The 16,052-nt window shown below is 35.8% G+C and carries 17 protein-coding genes; 12 read left to right on the forward strand and 5 right to left on the reverse strand.

The annotated features are described in order from the left end of the window. Window positions 1-72: 72 nt before the first annotated feature. On the forward strand, window positions 73-720 hold the full coding sequence (locus tag V6S17_RS02285; protein ID WP_029091642.1) for a hypothetical protein: 648 nt from the start codon (window positions 73-75) through the stop codon (window positions 718-720). Window positions 721-754: 34 nt separating this feature from the next. Here the strand turns inward: V6S17_RS02285 and V6S17_RS02290 are convergent, their stop codons facing one another. Next, the gene (locus V6S17_RS02290; protein WP_029091643.1) at window positions 755-2,245 is read right to left on the reverse strand and encodes a helix-turn-helix domain-containing protein; all 1,491 of its coding nucleotides are present in this window, start codon (window positions 2,243-2,245) and stop codon (window positions 755-757) included. A 338-nt stretch (window positions 2,246-2,583) separates the two neighbouring features. Here V6S17_RS02290 and V6S17_RS02295 point away from each other — a divergent pair, with 338 nt between their 5' ends. From V6S17_RS02295 to V6S17_RS02320, 6 genes are all read left to right on the forward strand, one after another. Beyond that, entirely contained in the window at window positions 2,584-3,177 is a 594-nt protein-coding gene (locus V6S17_RS02295) for a DUF916 domain-containing protein (RefSeq protein ID WP_029091644.1), read from the forward strand. Continuing rightward, the gene (locus V6S17_RS02300) at window positions 3,135-3,572 is read left to right on the forward strand and encodes a WxL protein host-binding domain-containing protein (RefSeq protein WP_244877108.1); all 438 of its coding nucleotides are present in this window, start codon (window positions 3,135-3,137) and stop codon (window positions 3,570-3,572) included. The genes V6S17_RS02295 and V6S17_RS02300 overlap by 43 nt, the downstream gene beginning before the upstream one ends. Then, a complete protein-coding gene (locus tag V6S17_RS02305; RefSeq protein ID WP_029091646.1) occupies window positions 3,573-4,031 on the forward strand; it encodes a hypothetical protein in 459 nt (152 codons plus the stop codon). It abuts the gene before it with no gap. 151 nt (window positions 4,032-4,182) lie between these two features. After that, window positions 4,183-5,817, forward strand: a complete 1,635-nt coding sequence (locus V6S17_RS02310) for a hypothetical protein (protein ID WP_141690159.1) — start codon at window positions 4,183-4,185, stop codon at window positions 5,815-5,817. Between the two features lie 4 nt (window positions 5,818-5,821). Beyond that, window positions 5,822-6,151 carry an LPXTG cell wall anchor domain-containing protein gene (locus tag V6S17_RS02315; protein ID WP_029091648.1) on the forward strand — a complete coding sequence of 110 codons (330 nt, stop codon included), beginning with the start codon at window positions 5,822-5,824 and terminating at the stop codon, window positions 6,149-6,151. Window positions 6,152-6,154: 3 nt separating this feature from the next. After that, a complete protein-coding gene (locus tag V6S17_RS02320) occupies window positions 6,155-6,673 on the forward strand; it encodes a hypothetical protein (RefSeq protein ID WP_029091649.1) in 519 nt (172 codons plus the stop codon). Between the two features lie 67 nt (window positions 6,674-6,740). Here V6S17_RS02320 and V6S17_RS02325 read toward each other — a convergent pair whose 3' ends face one another. Further along, window positions 6,741-8,153: an MDR family MFS transporter gene (locus tag V6S17_RS02325; RefSeq protein ID WP_051457429.1), complete on the reverse strand. Its 1,413-nt coding sequence runs from the start codon at window positions 8,151-8,153 to the stop codon at window positions 6,741-6,743. Window positions 8,154-8,757: 604 nt separating this feature from the next. Here V6S17_RS02325 and V6S17_RS02330 point away from each other — a divergent pair. Further along, a complete protein-coding gene (locus V6S17_RS02330; RefSeq protein ID WP_029091651.1) occupies window positions 8,758-9,363 on the forward strand; it encodes a hypothetical protein in 606 nt (201 codons plus the stop codon). A 44-nt stretch (window positions 9,364-9,407) separates the two neighbouring features. Beyond that, on the forward strand, window positions 9,408-10,424 hold the full coding sequence (locus V6S17_RS02335; protein ID WP_029091652.1) for a DUF916 and DUF3324 domain-containing protein: 1,017 nt from the start codon (window positions 9,408-9,410) through the stop codon (window positions 10,422-10,424). A gap of 82 nt (window positions 10,425-10,506) precedes the next feature. Here the strand turns inward: V6S17_RS02335 and V6S17_RS02340 are convergent, their stop codons facing one another. After that, window positions 10,507-11,250 carry an SDR family NAD(P)-dependent oxidoreductase gene (locus tag V6S17_RS02340; RefSeq protein ID WP_029091653.1) on the reverse strand — a complete coding sequence of 248 codons (744 nt, stop codon included), beginning with the start codon at window positions 11,248-11,250 and terminating at the stop codon, window positions 10,507-10,509. A gap of 112 nt (window positions 11,251-11,362) precedes the next feature. On the opposite strand from V6S17_RS02340, the gene V6S17_RS02345 reads away from it, so the two are divergent. The 3 genes from V6S17_RS02345 to V6S17_RS02355 all read left to right on the forward strand — a co-directional run bounded on the left by V6S17_RS02345 (window position 11,363) and on the right by V6S17_RS02355 (window position 14,022). Beyond that, window positions 11,363-12,274, forward strand: a complete 912-nt coding sequence (locus V6S17_RS02345; protein WP_051457480.1) for a LysR family transcriptional regulator — start codon at window positions 11,363-11,365, stop codon at window positions 12,272-12,274. A 155-nt stretch (window positions 12,275-12,429) separates the two neighbouring features. Beyond that, window positions 12,430-13,164: an SDR family NAD(P)-dependent oxidoreductase gene (locus V6S17_RS02350; RefSeq protein WP_029091654.1), complete on the forward strand. Its 735-nt coding sequence runs from the start codon at window positions 12,430-12,432 to the stop codon at window positions 13,162-13,164. A 69-nt stretch (window positions 13,165-13,233) separates the two neighbouring features. Continuing rightward, the gene (locus V6S17_RS02355) at window positions 13,234-14,022 is read left to right on the forward strand and encodes an HAD family hydrolase (RefSeq protein ID WP_029091655.1); all 789 of its coding nucleotides are present in this window, start codon (window positions 13,234-13,236) and stop codon (window positions 14,020-14,022) included. A gap of 65 nt (window positions 14,023-14,087) precedes the next feature. Here the strand turns inward: V6S17_RS02355 and V6S17_RS02360 are convergent, their stop codons facing one another. After that, window positions 14,088-15,065, reverse strand: a complete 978-nt coding sequence (locus V6S17_RS02360) for a FecCD family ABC transporter permease (RefSeq protein WP_029091656.1) — start codon at window positions 15,063-15,065, stop codon at window positions 14,088-14,090. After that, a complete protein-coding gene (locus tag V6S17_RS02365) occupies window positions 15,058-16,044 on the reverse strand; it encodes a FecCD family ABC transporter permease (protein ID WP_029091657.1) in 987 nt (328 codons plus the stop codon). The genes V6S17_RS02360 and V6S17_RS02365 overlap by 8 nt, the downstream gene beginning before the upstream one ends. Window positions 16,045-16,052: the final 8 nt, after the last annotated feature.

Below are 16,052 nucleotides of genomic sequence, written 5' to 3' on the forward strand. Positions count from 1 at the left end.
TAAATAGAGGCGAAATATATTTTTAAGATTCTCTTGCTGAGGATGTTAGTGTATAGAAATGGAGTGATTTAAATGAGAAAATTTAAAATGTTGTTAGTAATATCAGTACTATTCAGTTTGATGTTACTAGTAGCTTGTCAAAATGAGACAAATAGTAGCAAAACAAAAGAAACAGAAAGCAGCCAAAAAAAAGTAAGTGATTCATCTACAGAAGATACATCCGATTCTGTTGAAAACACATTAAAAGAAGAAACTGATAGTAGTGAGGCAACAACTGACGATTCTTCAAGTGAGTCAGTAACTAGTTCAGAACCAACTGTTGCTGTAGCAAGTTCAACTTCCACATCTGAAAATAGTGAAGCGGTGGAAACAGAAAGTGAAAAAAGTACGACGGAGCCAATTGCTTCTACTACTGATAAACCAGTGAGTGAATTAAACAACCAAACGGTAGATATTTTAACTGCTTTTCTAGAATATAAAGCGACACAACCTAATACAACAGTTGATTATTCAAATCTGACAATGTCTTATAAAGGTAAAAATGTTCCTTTTACAATAATAATTGGTAAAAATGAGGGGACGATACGTGAAGTTGTGGTAAATAGTGAGGAAGCACACGATACAACACTCGCTAACTATACGATCAAAGATAATACAATTAGTATTAATGTTACTACGCCATCAGGAATAGAAACCGTTCATACTAAAAAGATTCAATAAAAAAAAGACTTAGAGCCAAAAGCTCTAAGTCTTTTTATTTGTTTAGCCAATTATTTTTGCCTTTTAGATGGTAAGTTCTATGTAAGATATCAAGCAAAGTAACCCACTCAGTTTCTTCAGGAATTGAAGACCAATAATAAAACACAGCATTAGTATACCGTTCTTCTAAGTGATTCACTTTGAAATCAGAAATATACAAATCAACACTTTCATCGGGAAACGGTACGAAGGTGATGGCAACTTGACTTGATTTAGAAATGATTTTCTCAAGAAACACATGTTGAGCGTCTGAAATTTTTGAAAGCAGACAAATTTGTATTGGTGGATACATTAATCTGATTGGTTCACGTAACAACATGAAATATTGAATTCTCATTGAATCAGAGATTGCCTTACCGGTTTGTTCTTCAAGGTATTCAAAAAAAGATTCGCAGCTACTATAGATAAGCGGGTGTGATTCTTTAACAGTTTGGATATTTAATTGCATACGCGAATTGTGTTCAGAGCCTTTTAAGTAGACTTCGTGAGCATTGAATGCTGTCAGGTTGATTAAAAGGTAGAAATATTGTGATGCGGTTAATGATTGATTAAAGAAATCATTAAAATGTTTCATAAAGAGTTCCGATTTTCTAGAGAAATCAGAGGAATAACGCTCAATTGGAATATTCACACGTTCAAAATATTCAAGCGGATAGATATTTAATACTGTAGTAACAAAATGTAACACATTTATTTCAGCAGTAATCTGTTCCTCATTAAGACCTGCTTCTCTAAGAATATCTTCAATCCAAATTTTAATATCTTTATTCAGTATAATAATAGATTCAATGAGGGGTATTGGAGATGTACTATCTAAGATATACCCTTGATTAATACGTGAAAGAGTTACGGCAAGATATGTTCTCATTTTTAACAAATGGGCATAAGGCATGTCAGGATGCAATGAATGAATCTTATTTATGAGGTCAGTTAGCACATCAGGTTCAACATTGTGCGCAAAATCTGTCAAAAAATGAAACGCATCTGAGAAAAGACAGTAGTAAAAGTAACGAATTTGATGCTCGTCTCCCAACATTCGCTCACTTTTTGTAAGATCAATGGTGATGTCGAAATCTTGTAACAACTCTTTGAGCCTGTTTAACTTACGATACATTGTGGCTTTTGTTAAAAAATTATCCTCGGTAAATGTCTGTAAACTATCAAACTCATCATTAAATATCTCTAAACAGAACTCAAATTGAACATTATTCACCAGGTAATGCGTGACAAAATAATCGATTGAGAAGAGTGTTGATAACTCTAAATGAATATTTGCAGCAGTATAGGTAAAGTTCAAATAATCTGACCAATTATTAGCTACAATATCATCTTGGAGCGTGTCGAGATTTTTAATTAGTGTTCGTCGACTCCATTCTAAATCCTCCATCATTTTTTGAAAAGAAATATCATCAGTCATTCTTTTTTTAGAAAAATAACGGAGACACTGTAAACTATAATCCTCTTGTTTATCCAGTAATTTATGCATGTTGTATGAGCTCCTTTCATGCTATATGATAACTCTTTACCCTTTATAAGGCGTTCCAATACTTGCAAGCCCAGTAACTTTTTATGAACTTTCCGTATATTTGTTTCTACTGTATATTTAATATTATAACAAACAGTTACTTTTCATGTTTGGAAAAAATATTAATTGTAAAATATTACAAACTAAAAATATTTTTAAAAAAAGTAACGAGTTAAGATAGAAATAATAAATGGGGGCTAATTATTAAGACGTTGCCCTTAAGCATATATGTTAGACGAGATTATTGCTATCGAATTTATACAGACAGTTACCATTAAAAGAAAAACTGGAGGGATAGGATGAAACAAGTAATTAAAGTTATCGCAATGTTGACCGTAATATTTAGTGGTCAGACAATTATTGCATCGGCGAACGAAGGTCCCAAATATACAGTAACCCCGATTTTACCACGTAACCAAGTTATTGATGTAAAAGATCAATTTGATTTACAGGTATCACCAAATGAAAAGAAAACAATCGAAGTACTTGTAACAAACAACAGTGACGAAAAAATACATATAAAGGCAACAGCCGTTACAGGCATTACAAATAGCAATGGCATCATTGATTACACAGCAGATAAAGTAGCAGCGGATGAAACATTTAAAGATATTGCTACATTAAAAGAAAAACAAGTAATTCCCCCACGATCAAATGAAAAAATCCAAATAACATACACAGTACCGAAAAAAGGTATTAACGGTTTGATACTAGGTGGAATTAAAGTAGAAGAAGAAGCGATGAAAACAACAAAGCAAACAATTAAAAATAAATATAACTACGTTATTCCAATTAAACTACATACAGAAAAAAACTTCCTCAAGCAACAGTTAATTTCAAAGATATTGCGATTACCCAGAATGGCTTACGCAATACAATCACTACAACATTAGAAAACCCTCAAGGTGCGATTTTACGCAATATAACAATGTCTATCGACATCAAACAAAAAAACTCCAACAAGACATACTACTCAAAAGAAATAAATCAGTTAAAATTTGCACCAAATACAACGTTCGACTATCAATGGCCGATAAATAAGGAATTTGAAGCTGGAAGTTATGAAGCTACATTACATATTAAAGCAGATGGATTTGAAAAAGAATGGAACAAATCATTTGAAATGGAAGCAAAAAAAGTCAAAGATCTCAATAAAAGTACAGTATCACCGACAGATAATAACGCCGACCTACAAATGTATATTCTCATGGGGATTATAGCAGTACTTATTTTGTTGATTATCTTGATTTTAATCAAAGTAAGACGAAGAAAGGCGGATGAAAAATAAATGAAGACACTAATGAAACGATTTACTTCTATAGTATGTATTATCAGTATAGGTGCATCAGTTATACCAGTTAATGCAGCAGAAGTAGATCGAGGTATTAGCGCATCGAAAATACTGGCAGATTCGAAAGACCCTATAATAGAAGCGGAGCCTCAAGCTGAGTTACCTAAAGTACAAACACCTGAAAAAGTCGTACCCAAAGCAAATATAGAAAAAACACGTCCACAAACACGTACTAACTACTCTTATTATTTAGAGGCACGAGAATTAGAAGATTCACTTATCCCAGGTATACGTAATAACATTATTGATGCCATCAAGACGAGTAGTAAAAAGCTAGGTTACCTAAAAGGAAGTACATTAGAAGTTAAGATTCCATATATGGAAACAGTGCCTGAATTTTATTATCCACCAAATAATACAACCCATACGCTTTTCAGGACGCATCGAAATCAGTGATATTAGTTTTAATACAGATGATACGGTAAGTATTGCTTATAAACCGGGAACATTGGATACCTTAGTTTTTACAAAACTTAAAAACGAGCCCTCAAATACAAGTTTAAATCTAACTTATTCAAAAGCACATATCCTTCATACATACAGTAGATTGATTTTTTGGACGAAAGTTGAAGATGAGATTGAAAAAAGAGCAGCGGGATCAATCGGTGCTTATCAGTTGGGGTTTGCTGAAGCAGCTCCTGAGTTAGAAGTAGAAGCTAAAAAAGAGGTAACTCGACTCGTATCAAACAGTGAACATACTTTTAAAGCAGAAGACTACTATACAGTTAAAAAAAGTGCAGGTAAGGTTACTGCTAAGTTTTTAACACAACCCGACACATCAAAAATAGGTACTATGAAGGCAACAATCGAATTAACAGATGAGTATAAACAAACAACGACTATAGAAGTGCCTTTCGAAGTATACGAAGAATTGTCAGCGGATCCTGTCGCACAAGATTTGGTGTTAGGTTCTAAAATAACGACTGACATACTCCATGGTTGGGTGAAAAATGTTACGTCGCTAAGTACTGGTGAAATTTCACCAACAGATTACGAAGTGAAATTAACAGATGAATTCACAACAACCACAATCGGTGATTTTAACGTTAAGGTAAGTGTTTCTAGTAAAGTGTCAAATGATAAAGTGGAGGTTAGTGTTCCAGTCACAGTATCGATGGGAGATGCCATCGAACTTTCTAACACACAGGGAGAAAAAATTGGCGCATTAACTGTTAATGATAATCAACTAAGCTTGGTCAATGTTGATCAAAAAGTGACTGGTATTATTGGAAATGACATTGAAATAGCTGTTTTTGATGGTAATATACAACTGCCAATCTTGAATCAAACAAAGCCAAGCAAACATGCGAAATTAGCTGCGACTGCAAATAAAAGTGAATTTATAAAATTGCCAATTGCAGGAACTATCACGAAAGATACAGTGATAAAGGTAGCGAATAACGGGATGAAAGAAGATACGGAGTTGTTGATTAATTACTATAGTGGGATAAAAGAATGGAAGATGCCTTACAGATTCATCGAGGACCAAGCCATTTATTATCATTATAATGGTGAGCGTTTTGAAGCAGTTGAGGTGGCTCATTTAACCAAAAAAACAGTCGCAATTAAGCGTATGGCAACACATCAAGACCTGGATAAAGTTGGGAATGAGTTTTTCTTAAAACCAATGGATCAGACGATTAAATTCATCAGTTTTAGCGAATACCCAGATACTAGTAAAGTAGGTAAGCAACCAGGGAAAATAATTGTAGAGCAAACATTACCAGCGGGCAATAAAGTTCGATTTGAACATAACGTTGAGGCTGATATTGATACAGGAACAATTTCCTTTGCTGCTGATAAAACAATGATTTTTGATGATATTACATTAACGAATAAAAATATGACAGTGGGCCGTTTAAGTGACGATTGGCAATTAAAAGTAAATGATACACGCGTAGAGACACTTAAAAGCGATTGGCAACTGTATGCTAAAGTGTCCGGAGATAAAACACTGGATCCTTACATGACCTATGTAGATGAATCAAATGGTAAACATTCAATGTTAGAGAATGTTCCGATTTATCAACAGAAACAATCTGTAGAAGCGGCTAATGAAACGATTATAAAATGGGAAGCTAATCAAGGTATTATGCTAGATATTCCTAAAAATAGCGATTTACAAGCCGATGAAAAGTACCAATCCACCATTGAGTGGACCTTGGTTTTAGGAGAGGAATAAACCGATGAAAAAACTTTTTAGCAGTATTACAATTGTTATTTTGCACTTTAGTCTTTTTATACTCCCTGTGCAAGCAACTTCTCTTGGACAGACCGACGTTACAGTTACTGTTGAGGAAGGTCCACTAGCGAAACAAAAAGATAATGGGAATAAATCTCAAAAAATAACCAATGAACATCCATATAGCAACAAAAGTAACGTTCAAAAGTTAGGTTCACAGAAAAATTCACTACCACAAACTGGTGAAGAGAGATGTTTAACATTTGTTTGGGGCAGTATTTTAATAGTAAGTGCAAGTTTATTAATGAAAAATAAAAAACGAAAGAAGGAATAGAAAATGAAATTAGTTAAAATGATCGCAGCAGGTATGATAGTAGGAACAGTTGGAATGTCAGCAATGGGCGTATCAGCAGATGAAATTCGTGACGGACAAACAGAAGCAGAAGTAACAGTAGCAGGTGGAGAATTAACATTCTCAAACGTATTACCAAAAATTGAATTTGCTAAAGTAACATTAGATGGGAAAGACCAAACAGTGCAACAAACAGCAACCAATGAATTGGGCATCAACGATTACCGTGGTGTGACAACAGCATGGGACTTACAAGTAAAAGAGCAAGCAGCAGTAGAAGGTGAAAAAACATTCAGTGATCAGGGAATGATCATCAAATTAAACCCAACATTAAATAATACCGCAGGTACAGCTTTAGACATCACAGATGAAAATAAAACAGTTGCAACAGGTAGCCGTTTTGAAAACACAGTGGGCTTAAACGCATCGTTAGATGTGCCCAAAGATGTAACAGCGGCAACGTATACAACACAATTAGAGTGGACTTTAAAACCCGCAGAATAAAACTAAAAACCCCCCTTTGGAAGAAAATTTCCAAAGGGGGGTTTATGTCTTTTTAGAACTTTAAATTTTATTTACCATAAGCTTTGGTATTAATAAACATCGAGAGAGTAAAGACAATCAAAGCTAATACGAGGGTAAAGATGAAGACATAATGTGCACCGTTAACCATCGCTAGAGTGGCATCAGTTCCGCCAGTAGCTAAGTATGTATTTTTACCGACTGTAAGAAAGACCATTGTGAGAGCGATTGAAATCGCACCAGCAATTTGTTGAAGCGTGTTCATAATCGCTGTTCCATCAGGAGCAACTTCATGAGGTAACTGATTTAATGCATTAGTCTGAGCAGGAGACATTGTTAAAGGGACACCAATCATGAATAAAATAGTGGCTGTAATAATGTAACCAACTGAACTATCTTTTGTTGATAAAACTAACATTGTCATTGCGAGTACAGAAATAGTAGCACCAATTTTCACCAGCCATTTGGCTCCAAAACTATCAAATAAGCGTCCAGCAATTGCTGAGAAAACTCCGTTTGCTAGTCCACTTGGTAATAAGTAGAGACCAACTGCTGCAGCTGGTAACAAAAGTCCATCGAGGAAGTAGAGTGGCAATACGAGCATAACGCCCATAATCATTCCGAACGAAAGGACAATCATCAAAACACCTAATGAAAACATGCGATATTTGAAAACGCGCAAGTTAAGAATAGGAACTTCCATTGTTAATTGACGGTGAGTGAAGAAGGCTAATGAAATAATACCGATAGCCAACGTTACAACAACTTCTAAGCTTCCCCAGCCCTTGTCGCCAGCTGAACTGAAGCCGAAGACCACGCTACCAAAACCAACAATGGATAAGAGTACTGATAATATATCGATTTTAGGACGTGTAACAGTTGTGATGTTTTTCATGTAAAGTGCTGAAACGATAAATGCAATCACTAGAAAAGGCAGCATGACAATAAAAATCCAGCGCCATGATAAACTTGAAAGTAAAAAACCAGAAATAGTAGGCCCGATAACAGGAGCAAAACTAATTACTAAGCCAACAAATCCCATTGCTGTTCCACGTTTTTCAGGTGGATAAATAATTAAAATGGTATTGAAGATAAGCGGGATTAGAATCCCAGTTGCAATCCCTTGAACGACACGTCCGATAAGTAAAACTGAAAAATAAGGTGCACTTGCACAGATTATTGTCCCAGTAATAAAGATAAGGATAGAAGATAGTAAGATTTTTCTTGTTGAAACCCAACGAAGGAGTAGTCCAGATAATGGGGCTAAAATACCGATTACTAAGATATAACTAGTGCTTAGCCACTGTACCTTTCCAGGAGTGATTGAAAAGTCTTTCATGAGTTGACTTAATGCGATGTTCAGGGCAGTTTCTCCAAATAAACCAATGAATCCTGCCATCAATAAACCAATCAGAATTTGTGTTTGCTTAATGTCTTGTGTTTTATTAAGTGTTTGTTCCAAATTGTCGCCTCTTTTCTTACCGTACTAATATTTAGTATCGATTTTTGAATTATTTTAAATTAAGTACAAGATTTATTCTATATCAGAATCCTGATTGTGTATAGCGAGAAGATTACTGAATTGAAAAATAGCATTAGGCATAAGTATCTCTTTTATAAATAAACATCAAAAACACAAATAATAGGCTAATATTACTATTAAAACAACAATCAATTAAATAAAATAGCGGTATGAAAATTAAAATAATCACTAATTAACTAAAGAGGAAACAGCAACGAAAAATAATCATAAAGCAAGGCGATATACCTTAGCTTATACCAAAAGGATTATTTTTTAACTGCCTAATACACTAATGATAAGCGGGAGAAATAATCGTAAAAGGAAGTTGCTAATGGACCAACGCTTATTTGACGAAAGGATTAATTTGAAAAATAGTTGGGTAACCCTTTCGAGGAATGTTACCGTTTATTAGCTTACTACTGATTTAGACATAAAGTCATATATTTTGTGTGTATAAAGTTGGTGAAATTAGGGGTGAGTTCCGTTGGGATATGTTAGAATATAAGTAATACCTCACTAAAGACAGAAGGGTTGGATGATAAGGATGAGAGCATTCATCATCAAATTAATATTAGGTTTAATACTCGTAGGTGGAGCAACCTATGCTGCTTATTATTACACACAGGAATCACATGGTGATTTTAACGAAGAAACTGCAAAAAAAGTCAGGACAGTTGTTGATAAACGTGGTTATGTTGATAATACAGTGTCTGTTAAAGAGCTACGTAAAGATGTTGACAAAGTATCAGAAGATGTATTGCGTGGGGAGTTAGAAGCACGCTTGCCAGATATTGAAGATCGTCAAAAAGCAGATCGGATGACGCGTCGGTTAATTAAAAAAGGTGTTGTAACGGATGTAGCTTCACAGGAACGCATTCAAGCAGCCATCAATGCGATGGATGTTTTTCCAGACTCAGAATGGAAAGAAAAGCGATTGATGAGTTTGGCTGATGCTAGTCAACAGTTATCAGATAGCTATACACTTAGACGTAATATGGACGTTTGGTTAACAGGTGAGAACAAAAACAAAGAAATACCGTCTGAAACGTTTGAAAAATATCGTTTAGGAATTAGAAAATTGAAGAATGAAAAAACATATAATGAATTAACTGAAAAGCTAGGTCAATTACAAGATAGAATAAAAAAATAACAGCAGGGTGTAACGATATATAGTTAAGAGAGGGGAAATTAAAAGTGAAAAAAAGACAAGGGACTATCTTTTTAATAACATTTATATTTTTTCTAAGTCTCATGCCAACAACTTTTTCTAAAGCATCAGAATTGAATTTCTCGGTTAATGCAGTAATCCCCGACAATCAAATTGATAAAGAAAAATCATATTTTGATTTAAAAGTGACACCTGGAGAAAAGCAGAAGTTGATAGTTAAACTTCGTAATACAACTGATAAAGAGATTGTCATTAATCCACACATTCAATCTGCTAAAACAAATAAAAATGGTGTGATTGACTATACACCTAATAAGATAAAAAAAGATGATACATTAAAAATAGCAATGGAAGATATTGCTAAAGTTCCAAAAGAAGTTACAGTACCTCCACAATCAGAAAAAGATTTAACAATCGAAGTTACGATGCCAAAGGATAAATTTGATGGTATTATTTTAGGTGGTATCTATCTTAAAGAAGATACGAGTAAAAATAAAGAAGATGATAAAGAGAAGGATGTAGCAATTAAAAATGAATACTCATATGTAGTAGCTCTTCAAATGCGTCAAAATAATAATAAAGTAAAACCAATGTTACATATGAATGAAGTGAACCCGGAAACACAAAATGCTCGCAATGTTATCGTAGCTAATATTCAAAATAGTGAGCCGATGATTATCAGTAAACTTAAAATTGATGCGACTGTTAACAAAAAAGGGAGTAAGGATAACTTAGCTATCTTGAAAAAAGAAAATTTGCAAGTGGCACCGAATTCTAATTTTAATATAGCAGTGCCTTTGGAAGGTGAAAAATTAGAGGCAGGAACCTATATACTCAACATGAAAGCAGAGTCAGCAGGAAAAGAATGGCAATTCAAAAAAGAATTTAGTATTTCGGCTGATAAAGCCACAACGATGAATGAAAAAGATGTTACGTTAGAAAAAGAAACACCTACCATGCTTTATATTTTTCTAGGTGTTGCCTTCTTAATAGTTATTGCTGTAGTAATATATTTCATAATACGCCGTAATAAACGAAAATAATAGTTTACAAGTGGGTTATTTAGAGTGCTAAAAATATAAAAGCAGGTAAAAACAATTGTTTTTACCTGCTTTTTTTTGAGTGTTATTGAGCAGTGTAACCACCATCAACTAATAGTGTCGTACCAGTCACAAAAGAAGAGTCGTCACTTGCTAAGAATAAAACAGCTTTCGCAACTTCTTCTGGTGTACCTAAACGTCCCATGGGATGCAAAGCAACAAGTGCCTCTGTAATAGCAGCGTCACGGCCTTTAATAAGGGGCGTATCGATATAACCAGGACAGACCGCATTGACACGGATATTTTTATCAGCATAGTCTAAGGCTAGGCTTTGTGTTAATAATTTCACACCACCTTTAGCCGAAGCATAGGCAGTGACCCCTTTTTTACCAGCAAAGCTGTGGATTGATCCACAATTAACGATAACACCGCCAAGAGGTTGGTTCAGCATTTGGGTAATGACAAATTTATTGAATAAAAAGACCCCTGTTAAATTGATGTCAATTGTATGTTTCCAAGTGTCTACTCCAAGCTCTGTAATCGGTGCATCCGCTGCGATGCCAGCATTTGCATAGAGAATATCAATGGCACCAAAATGGTTAACACATTCAGCAACCATTTTTTCAACTTGCTCAGCATCACTCACATCGGTTTTTATGAAACTTACACGATGACCTTCCGCTTTAAGTTCAGCAGAGATGTCTGTGCCACGATCAGAAAAGTCAGCAATGATAACGGTAGCGCCTTCTGCCGCAAAAAGTCTAACAGTTGCTTCACCGATACCACTTGCACCACCTGTGACGATTGCGACTTTATTTAATAATTTCATCATAAAACCTCCTACTGCTATATTTGATAACATAATCATTGTAACAGTGAATAGGTTCTAGTAAAATGCACTTATAATGAAGTTACCTTAAGTAAAACTGAAGGAGGAAAATATGAACTTACAACAGTTTGAATATGTTCTGGCTGTCTCACATACAGGTTCATTAACGCATGCTAGTCGCGAAGCTAATATTACGTTATCCGCCATTAGTCAATCAATTAATGCCTTGGAAAAAGAATTAGGTGTTTTGATTTTCCACCGTTCTAAAAATGGCTGTGTTCCAACCCGTGAAGGACATATCATCATTCAATATGCGAAAGAAATCACGAAAACAGTCGGAAAGATGAAAACAGAACTCGCATTATCCGCTGATACGATTTCAGGAATGATTCATCTTAGTACAATACCAACATCAATGCATCTATTGATACAAATTGCTTCACGATTCAAACAAAAATACCCAGAGGTTTCTTTGCAAATCGATGAAAATAGTTCAAAAGAAATTATCGCCGGCATTCAAGATGACACACTCGATTTAGGGATTATCATTCTGTATGATGACCTATTACCAGAGTTAAAAGAGATGGTTATTGAAGAGTTGCAAGTATCACAAATGGTTGCTGTTATACCTAAAGGAACACGGTATGCAAATGTGGAAAAAATAAAGCCGGAAGAATTGATGAGTTATCAATTAGTGCTCTACCGTGATGATTTTATTATGTGGTACTTAGAAGCAGTTTTAGGAAGTTATGGTTCACCAAAATTAATGTTCAGTTCAAATAACACAAATGCAATTACGAATGCATTGAGTGAAGGTGCAGCAACGTTTGGTGTTGATTATTCTTTTTTTGAATCAGCTAAGAAAAACACACATCAATTTTCCTATATTCCAATTGATATTCCAAAAGGAGAAGCTAAAATTGTGATGATTTATAAAAAAGGAATGATTGAAATACCTGCTCTAAAAACTTTTAAAGAGCAATTAAAAGGGCATTTTCCGATTGGAGAGTACTCAGGATTATAAAAAATATAGCCGAAGTAGCTATTTTTATCTGTAAAAGCAAGTATATATCCTTTAATAATAAGCGAGGGACAAAAATGAAGTTTAGCGTTACATTATAAGTGCAATCGAATCCAACATTTAAACGTTGGAAATATAATGTGACTGGGGTTTTAAAAATGGAGCGATTAAAAAATAAAGTAGCAATTATTACAGGTGGAGCATCAGGAATGGGCGCTGCGATGGCACAACTTTTTAGCGATGAAGGTGCAATTGTGATTGCAGCTGATATCAACACCACCAATTTTAAGACGATTGAAGAAATACATAATGTTCATGCGATGAAATTAGACGTTTCTTCTGATGAAAGTTGGAAAGAGGTCGCGAATAAAACACTTTCAGAGTATGGCCGTATCGATATACTCATTAACAATGCAGGTATTTCTTCACAAAAAAGTTCTGCAGATATAACTGAACAGGATTGGACATTGATGCATAAAATTAATGCTTTTGGTCCTTTTTTAGGAATGCGTAACATTGCGGAGAAGATGAAACTGGAAAATAAAGGGGCGATTGTAAATATTTCTTCATACACGGCGATTATTGGTTCAGGTTTTAATCAATATTCAGCATCAAAAGGTTCAGTGCGTGCGATTTCTCGTGCTGCTGCCGTTGAGTTTGCTAGCTCACATATTCGCGTTAATACGATTTTCCCAGGTACGATTGAAACACCAATGACCGCTAACTTGGGCCAATATAAAGAAGCGATGGAACAATTGGTTAATGCGACACCACTGAAACGTTTAGGGACTGCAAGCGAAGTTGCAAATGCCGCCTTATTTTTAGCGTCAGATGAAGCATCGTATATTACAGGAGCGGAATTAGTAATAGATGGCGGTTATTCGGCTCAATAAAGTTAGTGTTGCAACTTTGTTTCTTTTTTAAATTATGCTATGCTAAAAAAAACAAAAGGAGCAAATCATATGACTATTAAAACGATTGTTTTCGATTTAGATGATACTTTGTTATGGGATGAAAAAAGTATCGCGTCAGCATTTGAGCGAACGTGTCACGAAGCGGCCATCGAAAAAAGGATAGATGCGACGTTGTTCGAACAAAAAGTACGAGCAGCTGCTCGCGCTTTATATGAAAGTTATCCGGTATTTGATTACACGCAACAAATTGGTATCAATCCATTTGAAGGGTTATGGGGAGGATTTGACGATCCAACGCCAGAGTTCCAACAGCTGCGTGCAATCGCACCAGACTATCGTCAGTCTGCTTGGTACGAAGGTTTGCTCTCGTTTGCAGTCGATGATAAGGAATATGCCTTAAAGCTCTCAGAACGCTTTGTAGAGGTGAGGAGAGAATCGCCTTTTCTTTATCCTGAAACATTAAGCGTTTTAGAAAAATTACAAAAAAACTACCAACTTGTGATGTTGACCAACGGTGCACCGAGTTTACAAAATGAGAAATTAGCTATTACACCGGAATTAAAAGGCTATTTTGATCGAATTATTATCTCAGGTGATTTTGGTTATGGGAAGCCAGATAAGCGTTTGTTCGAATACCTATTGCTAGAAACAGGTGCAAACATAGCTGAAACATTAATGGTGGGGGATAATTTAAAAACCGATATTTTAGGAGCTTCACGTATGGGTATGGCATCAGCATGGATTAACCGTGAAGATAAGATACCTAATTTAGAAGTCACACCAACTTACGAAATTAAGAATTTGAGTGAACTTGAACATTTACTCCATTCAATATAACAATATGAGTGACAAAAGAGACTGACTGCCAATTGATAAGCAGTTAGTCTCTTTTGTAGTGAGTGTTATTTTTTTATTAAGAGATAAATAAAGTAAGGCGCCCCGATCAAGGCAACAATAATACCAGCAGGGATACCTAAACGCTGTGCGATACTATCAGCAATCAATAAAAGTGTACCACCTAATAACAATGCCATTGGTAAGAAATGACGGTGTTTTACGCCAACAAGTGCTTTAGCAATATGTGGTCCTAATAACCCAATAAAGGAGATGCCTCCTGTTATTGAAACAGATACGCCTGCTAAAACAACAGCGCAACCAATGAATACTAAACGCCATTTTTTCAATGGGATACCGAGACCAATAATTGTTTCTCGGCTGAGTCGTAGTAAATCTAATTGGTGAGATTTGCTCAATACGAAGGGAATAATCACGAGACATAATACAAATAAGATACCAGTGTATAGCCAACTGGTGCCCCAAATAGAACCAGCTAACCAGCTCGCAAGAAAATCAACTTTTTCGCGTTGTGTCGCAGACATGAGTACAACCATAATACCAGACATGGCAAATGAAAAACCTATCCCGTTAAGAATCATTGCAGATGTTTTGTTTTTCGAGAAAAACAAGATAAGCGCTGCCGTGACACAGGCTCCGACGCAACCTGCTAAGGGTAATAAGAATGAATGGCTTGCAACTGCTAAAGGTGCGGATAGGAAAAAGACGGCAATCCCAGCCCCAGCTCCAGCATTAATCCCAATAATTCCAGGGTCAGCAAGATCATTTTTAATCACAGTTTGTAATAATGCACCTGAAAGAGCTAATGCCATCCCTGCAAACAGTGTAATTAAAATACGCGGTAAACGTAATTCCCATAGAATGAAATTTTCCATCATTGAACCTTTACCAATTAAAGTGGCGAGCACACGTGAAAAACTTAAGGCTGAACTTTCGCTTGTTAGCGCCACAAGAAAACTACCTAGTAAAATGAGTCCGAAGCAACCAAAGAGTAACCGTCTTTGAGCGGTAGTAGGGTTAATCATTGACAACACCTCCTCGTTGAACGATATAGAGGAAGAATGGTAATCCTAGGATTGATAAAATAGCAACAATAGGAATTTCAAACGGTGGATTGATCGAACGGCTTAGTGTATCTGCTAGCAATAAAATTCCTGCACCGACTAAGGCGGCCATAGGCAATTGATACCGATAGTTTGTTCCAATTAAAAAACGGGCCATGTGCGGAACAATCAAACCAACAAAAGCCATATTGCCTATTAAGGAAACAGCGGCTCCAGTTAATAGGGTGGTTAATAAGAAGAGAATTAACTTCGTGCGTTTAATGTTTAGACCTAATCCAATCCCAACATCATTACTCATACTAATCAAACCCACTTTTTTTGATAAAAAGAGACTAATAACGAGCGTTACTAAAATAATCGGTGTAATTAATTGCACTTCTTTCCATGTAACACCTATCAGTCCGCCTGCAGTCCACATGGTGATGCTTTGAGATGTTTTAAATAACAGCATAATCCCATCAGCTATCGCCATTAGCAATGCTGAAATTGCAGCTCCGGCTAGAATAACTTTAAAGATGCTTTGCGAGGAACTGATGCTCAGCACTAAAAGCGCTCCAATTGTAGCGCCAACGAAAGAAGCGCCCATGACACCTAAAAAGGGCAAAGATGGGACAAAAGCAATCGCAAGTGAAAGCCCTGCATTAGCCCCGGCTGTTAAGCCAAGTAAACCAGGATCAGCGAGTGGGTTTCGAGTGACGGCTTGCATGATACAACCAGAAACACCTAATGCAGCACCTACGAGTAGGGCAGCAACATTGCGTGATAAACGTAACTCATAAAGTGCGACAATGACCTTTTGGTGAGCACCATCAACAAAACCTTGCCACAAATAGGACAAGGTTTTGTTGGTAGCGCCGAAGGCTAAAGCGCCGATAAATAGTAGTAGAACAACCACACCAACAATGAGAAAGCGTAGCGTGCGATGTGTATGTGCGGTCACTGATAAAA

Origin of the sequence: Brochothrix thermosphacta DSM 20171 = FSL F6-1036, from assembly GCF_036884295.1 — a bacterium.
GTDB classification, from domain to species: domain Bacteria; phylum Bacillota; class Bacilli; order Lactobacillales; family Listeriaceae; genus Brochothrix; species Brochothrix thermosphacta.

Bases quoted from the DNA above. Each gene is read 5' to 3' on its own strand.
- V6S17_RS02305 (WP_029091646.1), top strand. From the start codon at position 3,573: ATGAAGACACTAATGAAACGATTTACTTCTATAGTATGTATTATCAGT.
- V6S17_RS02315 (WP_029091648.1), top strand. From the start codon at position 5,822: ATGAAAAAACTTTTTAGCAGTATTACAATTGTTATTTTGCACTTTAGT.
- V6S17_RS02350 (WP_029091654.1), top strand. From the start codon at position 12,430: ATGGAGCGATTAAAAAATAAAGTAGCAATTATTACAGGTGGAGCATCA.
- V6S17_RS02345 (WP_051457480.1), top strand. From the start codon at position 11,363: ATGAACTTACAACAGTTTGAATATGTTCTGGCTGTCTCACATACAGGT.
- V6S17_RS02360 (WP_029091656.1), bottom strand. From the start codon at position 15,065: ATGATTAACCCTACTACCGCTCAAAGACGGTTACTCTTTGGTTGCTTC.
- V6S17_RS02285 (WP_029091642.1), top strand. From the start codon at position 73: ATGAGAAAATTTAAAATGTTGTTAGTAATATCAGTACTATTCAGTTTG.
- V6S17_RS02340 (WP_029091653.1), bottom strand. From the start codon at position 11,250: ATGAAATTATTAAATAAAGTCGCAATCGTCACAGGTGGTGCAAGTGGT.
- V6S17_RS02320 (WP_029091649.1), top strand. From the start codon at position 6,155: ATGAAATTAGTTAAAATGATCGCAGCAGGTATGATAGTAGGAACAGTT.
- V6S17_RS02330 (WP_029091651.1), top strand. From the start codon at position 8,758: ATGAGAGCATTCATCATCAAATTAATATTAGGTTTAATACTCGTAGGT.
- V6S17_RS02290 (WP_029091643.1), bottom strand. From the start codon at position 2,245: ATGCATAAATTACTGGATAAACAAGAGGATTATAGTTTACAGTGTCTC.
- V6S17_RS02295 (WP_029091644.1), top strand. From the start codon at position 2,584: ATGAAACAAGTAATTAAAGTTATCGCAATGTTGACCGTAATATTTAGT.
- V6S17_RS02355 (WP_029091655.1), top strand. From the start codon at position 13,234: ATGACTATTAAAACGATTGTTTTCGATTTAGATGATACTTTGTTATGG.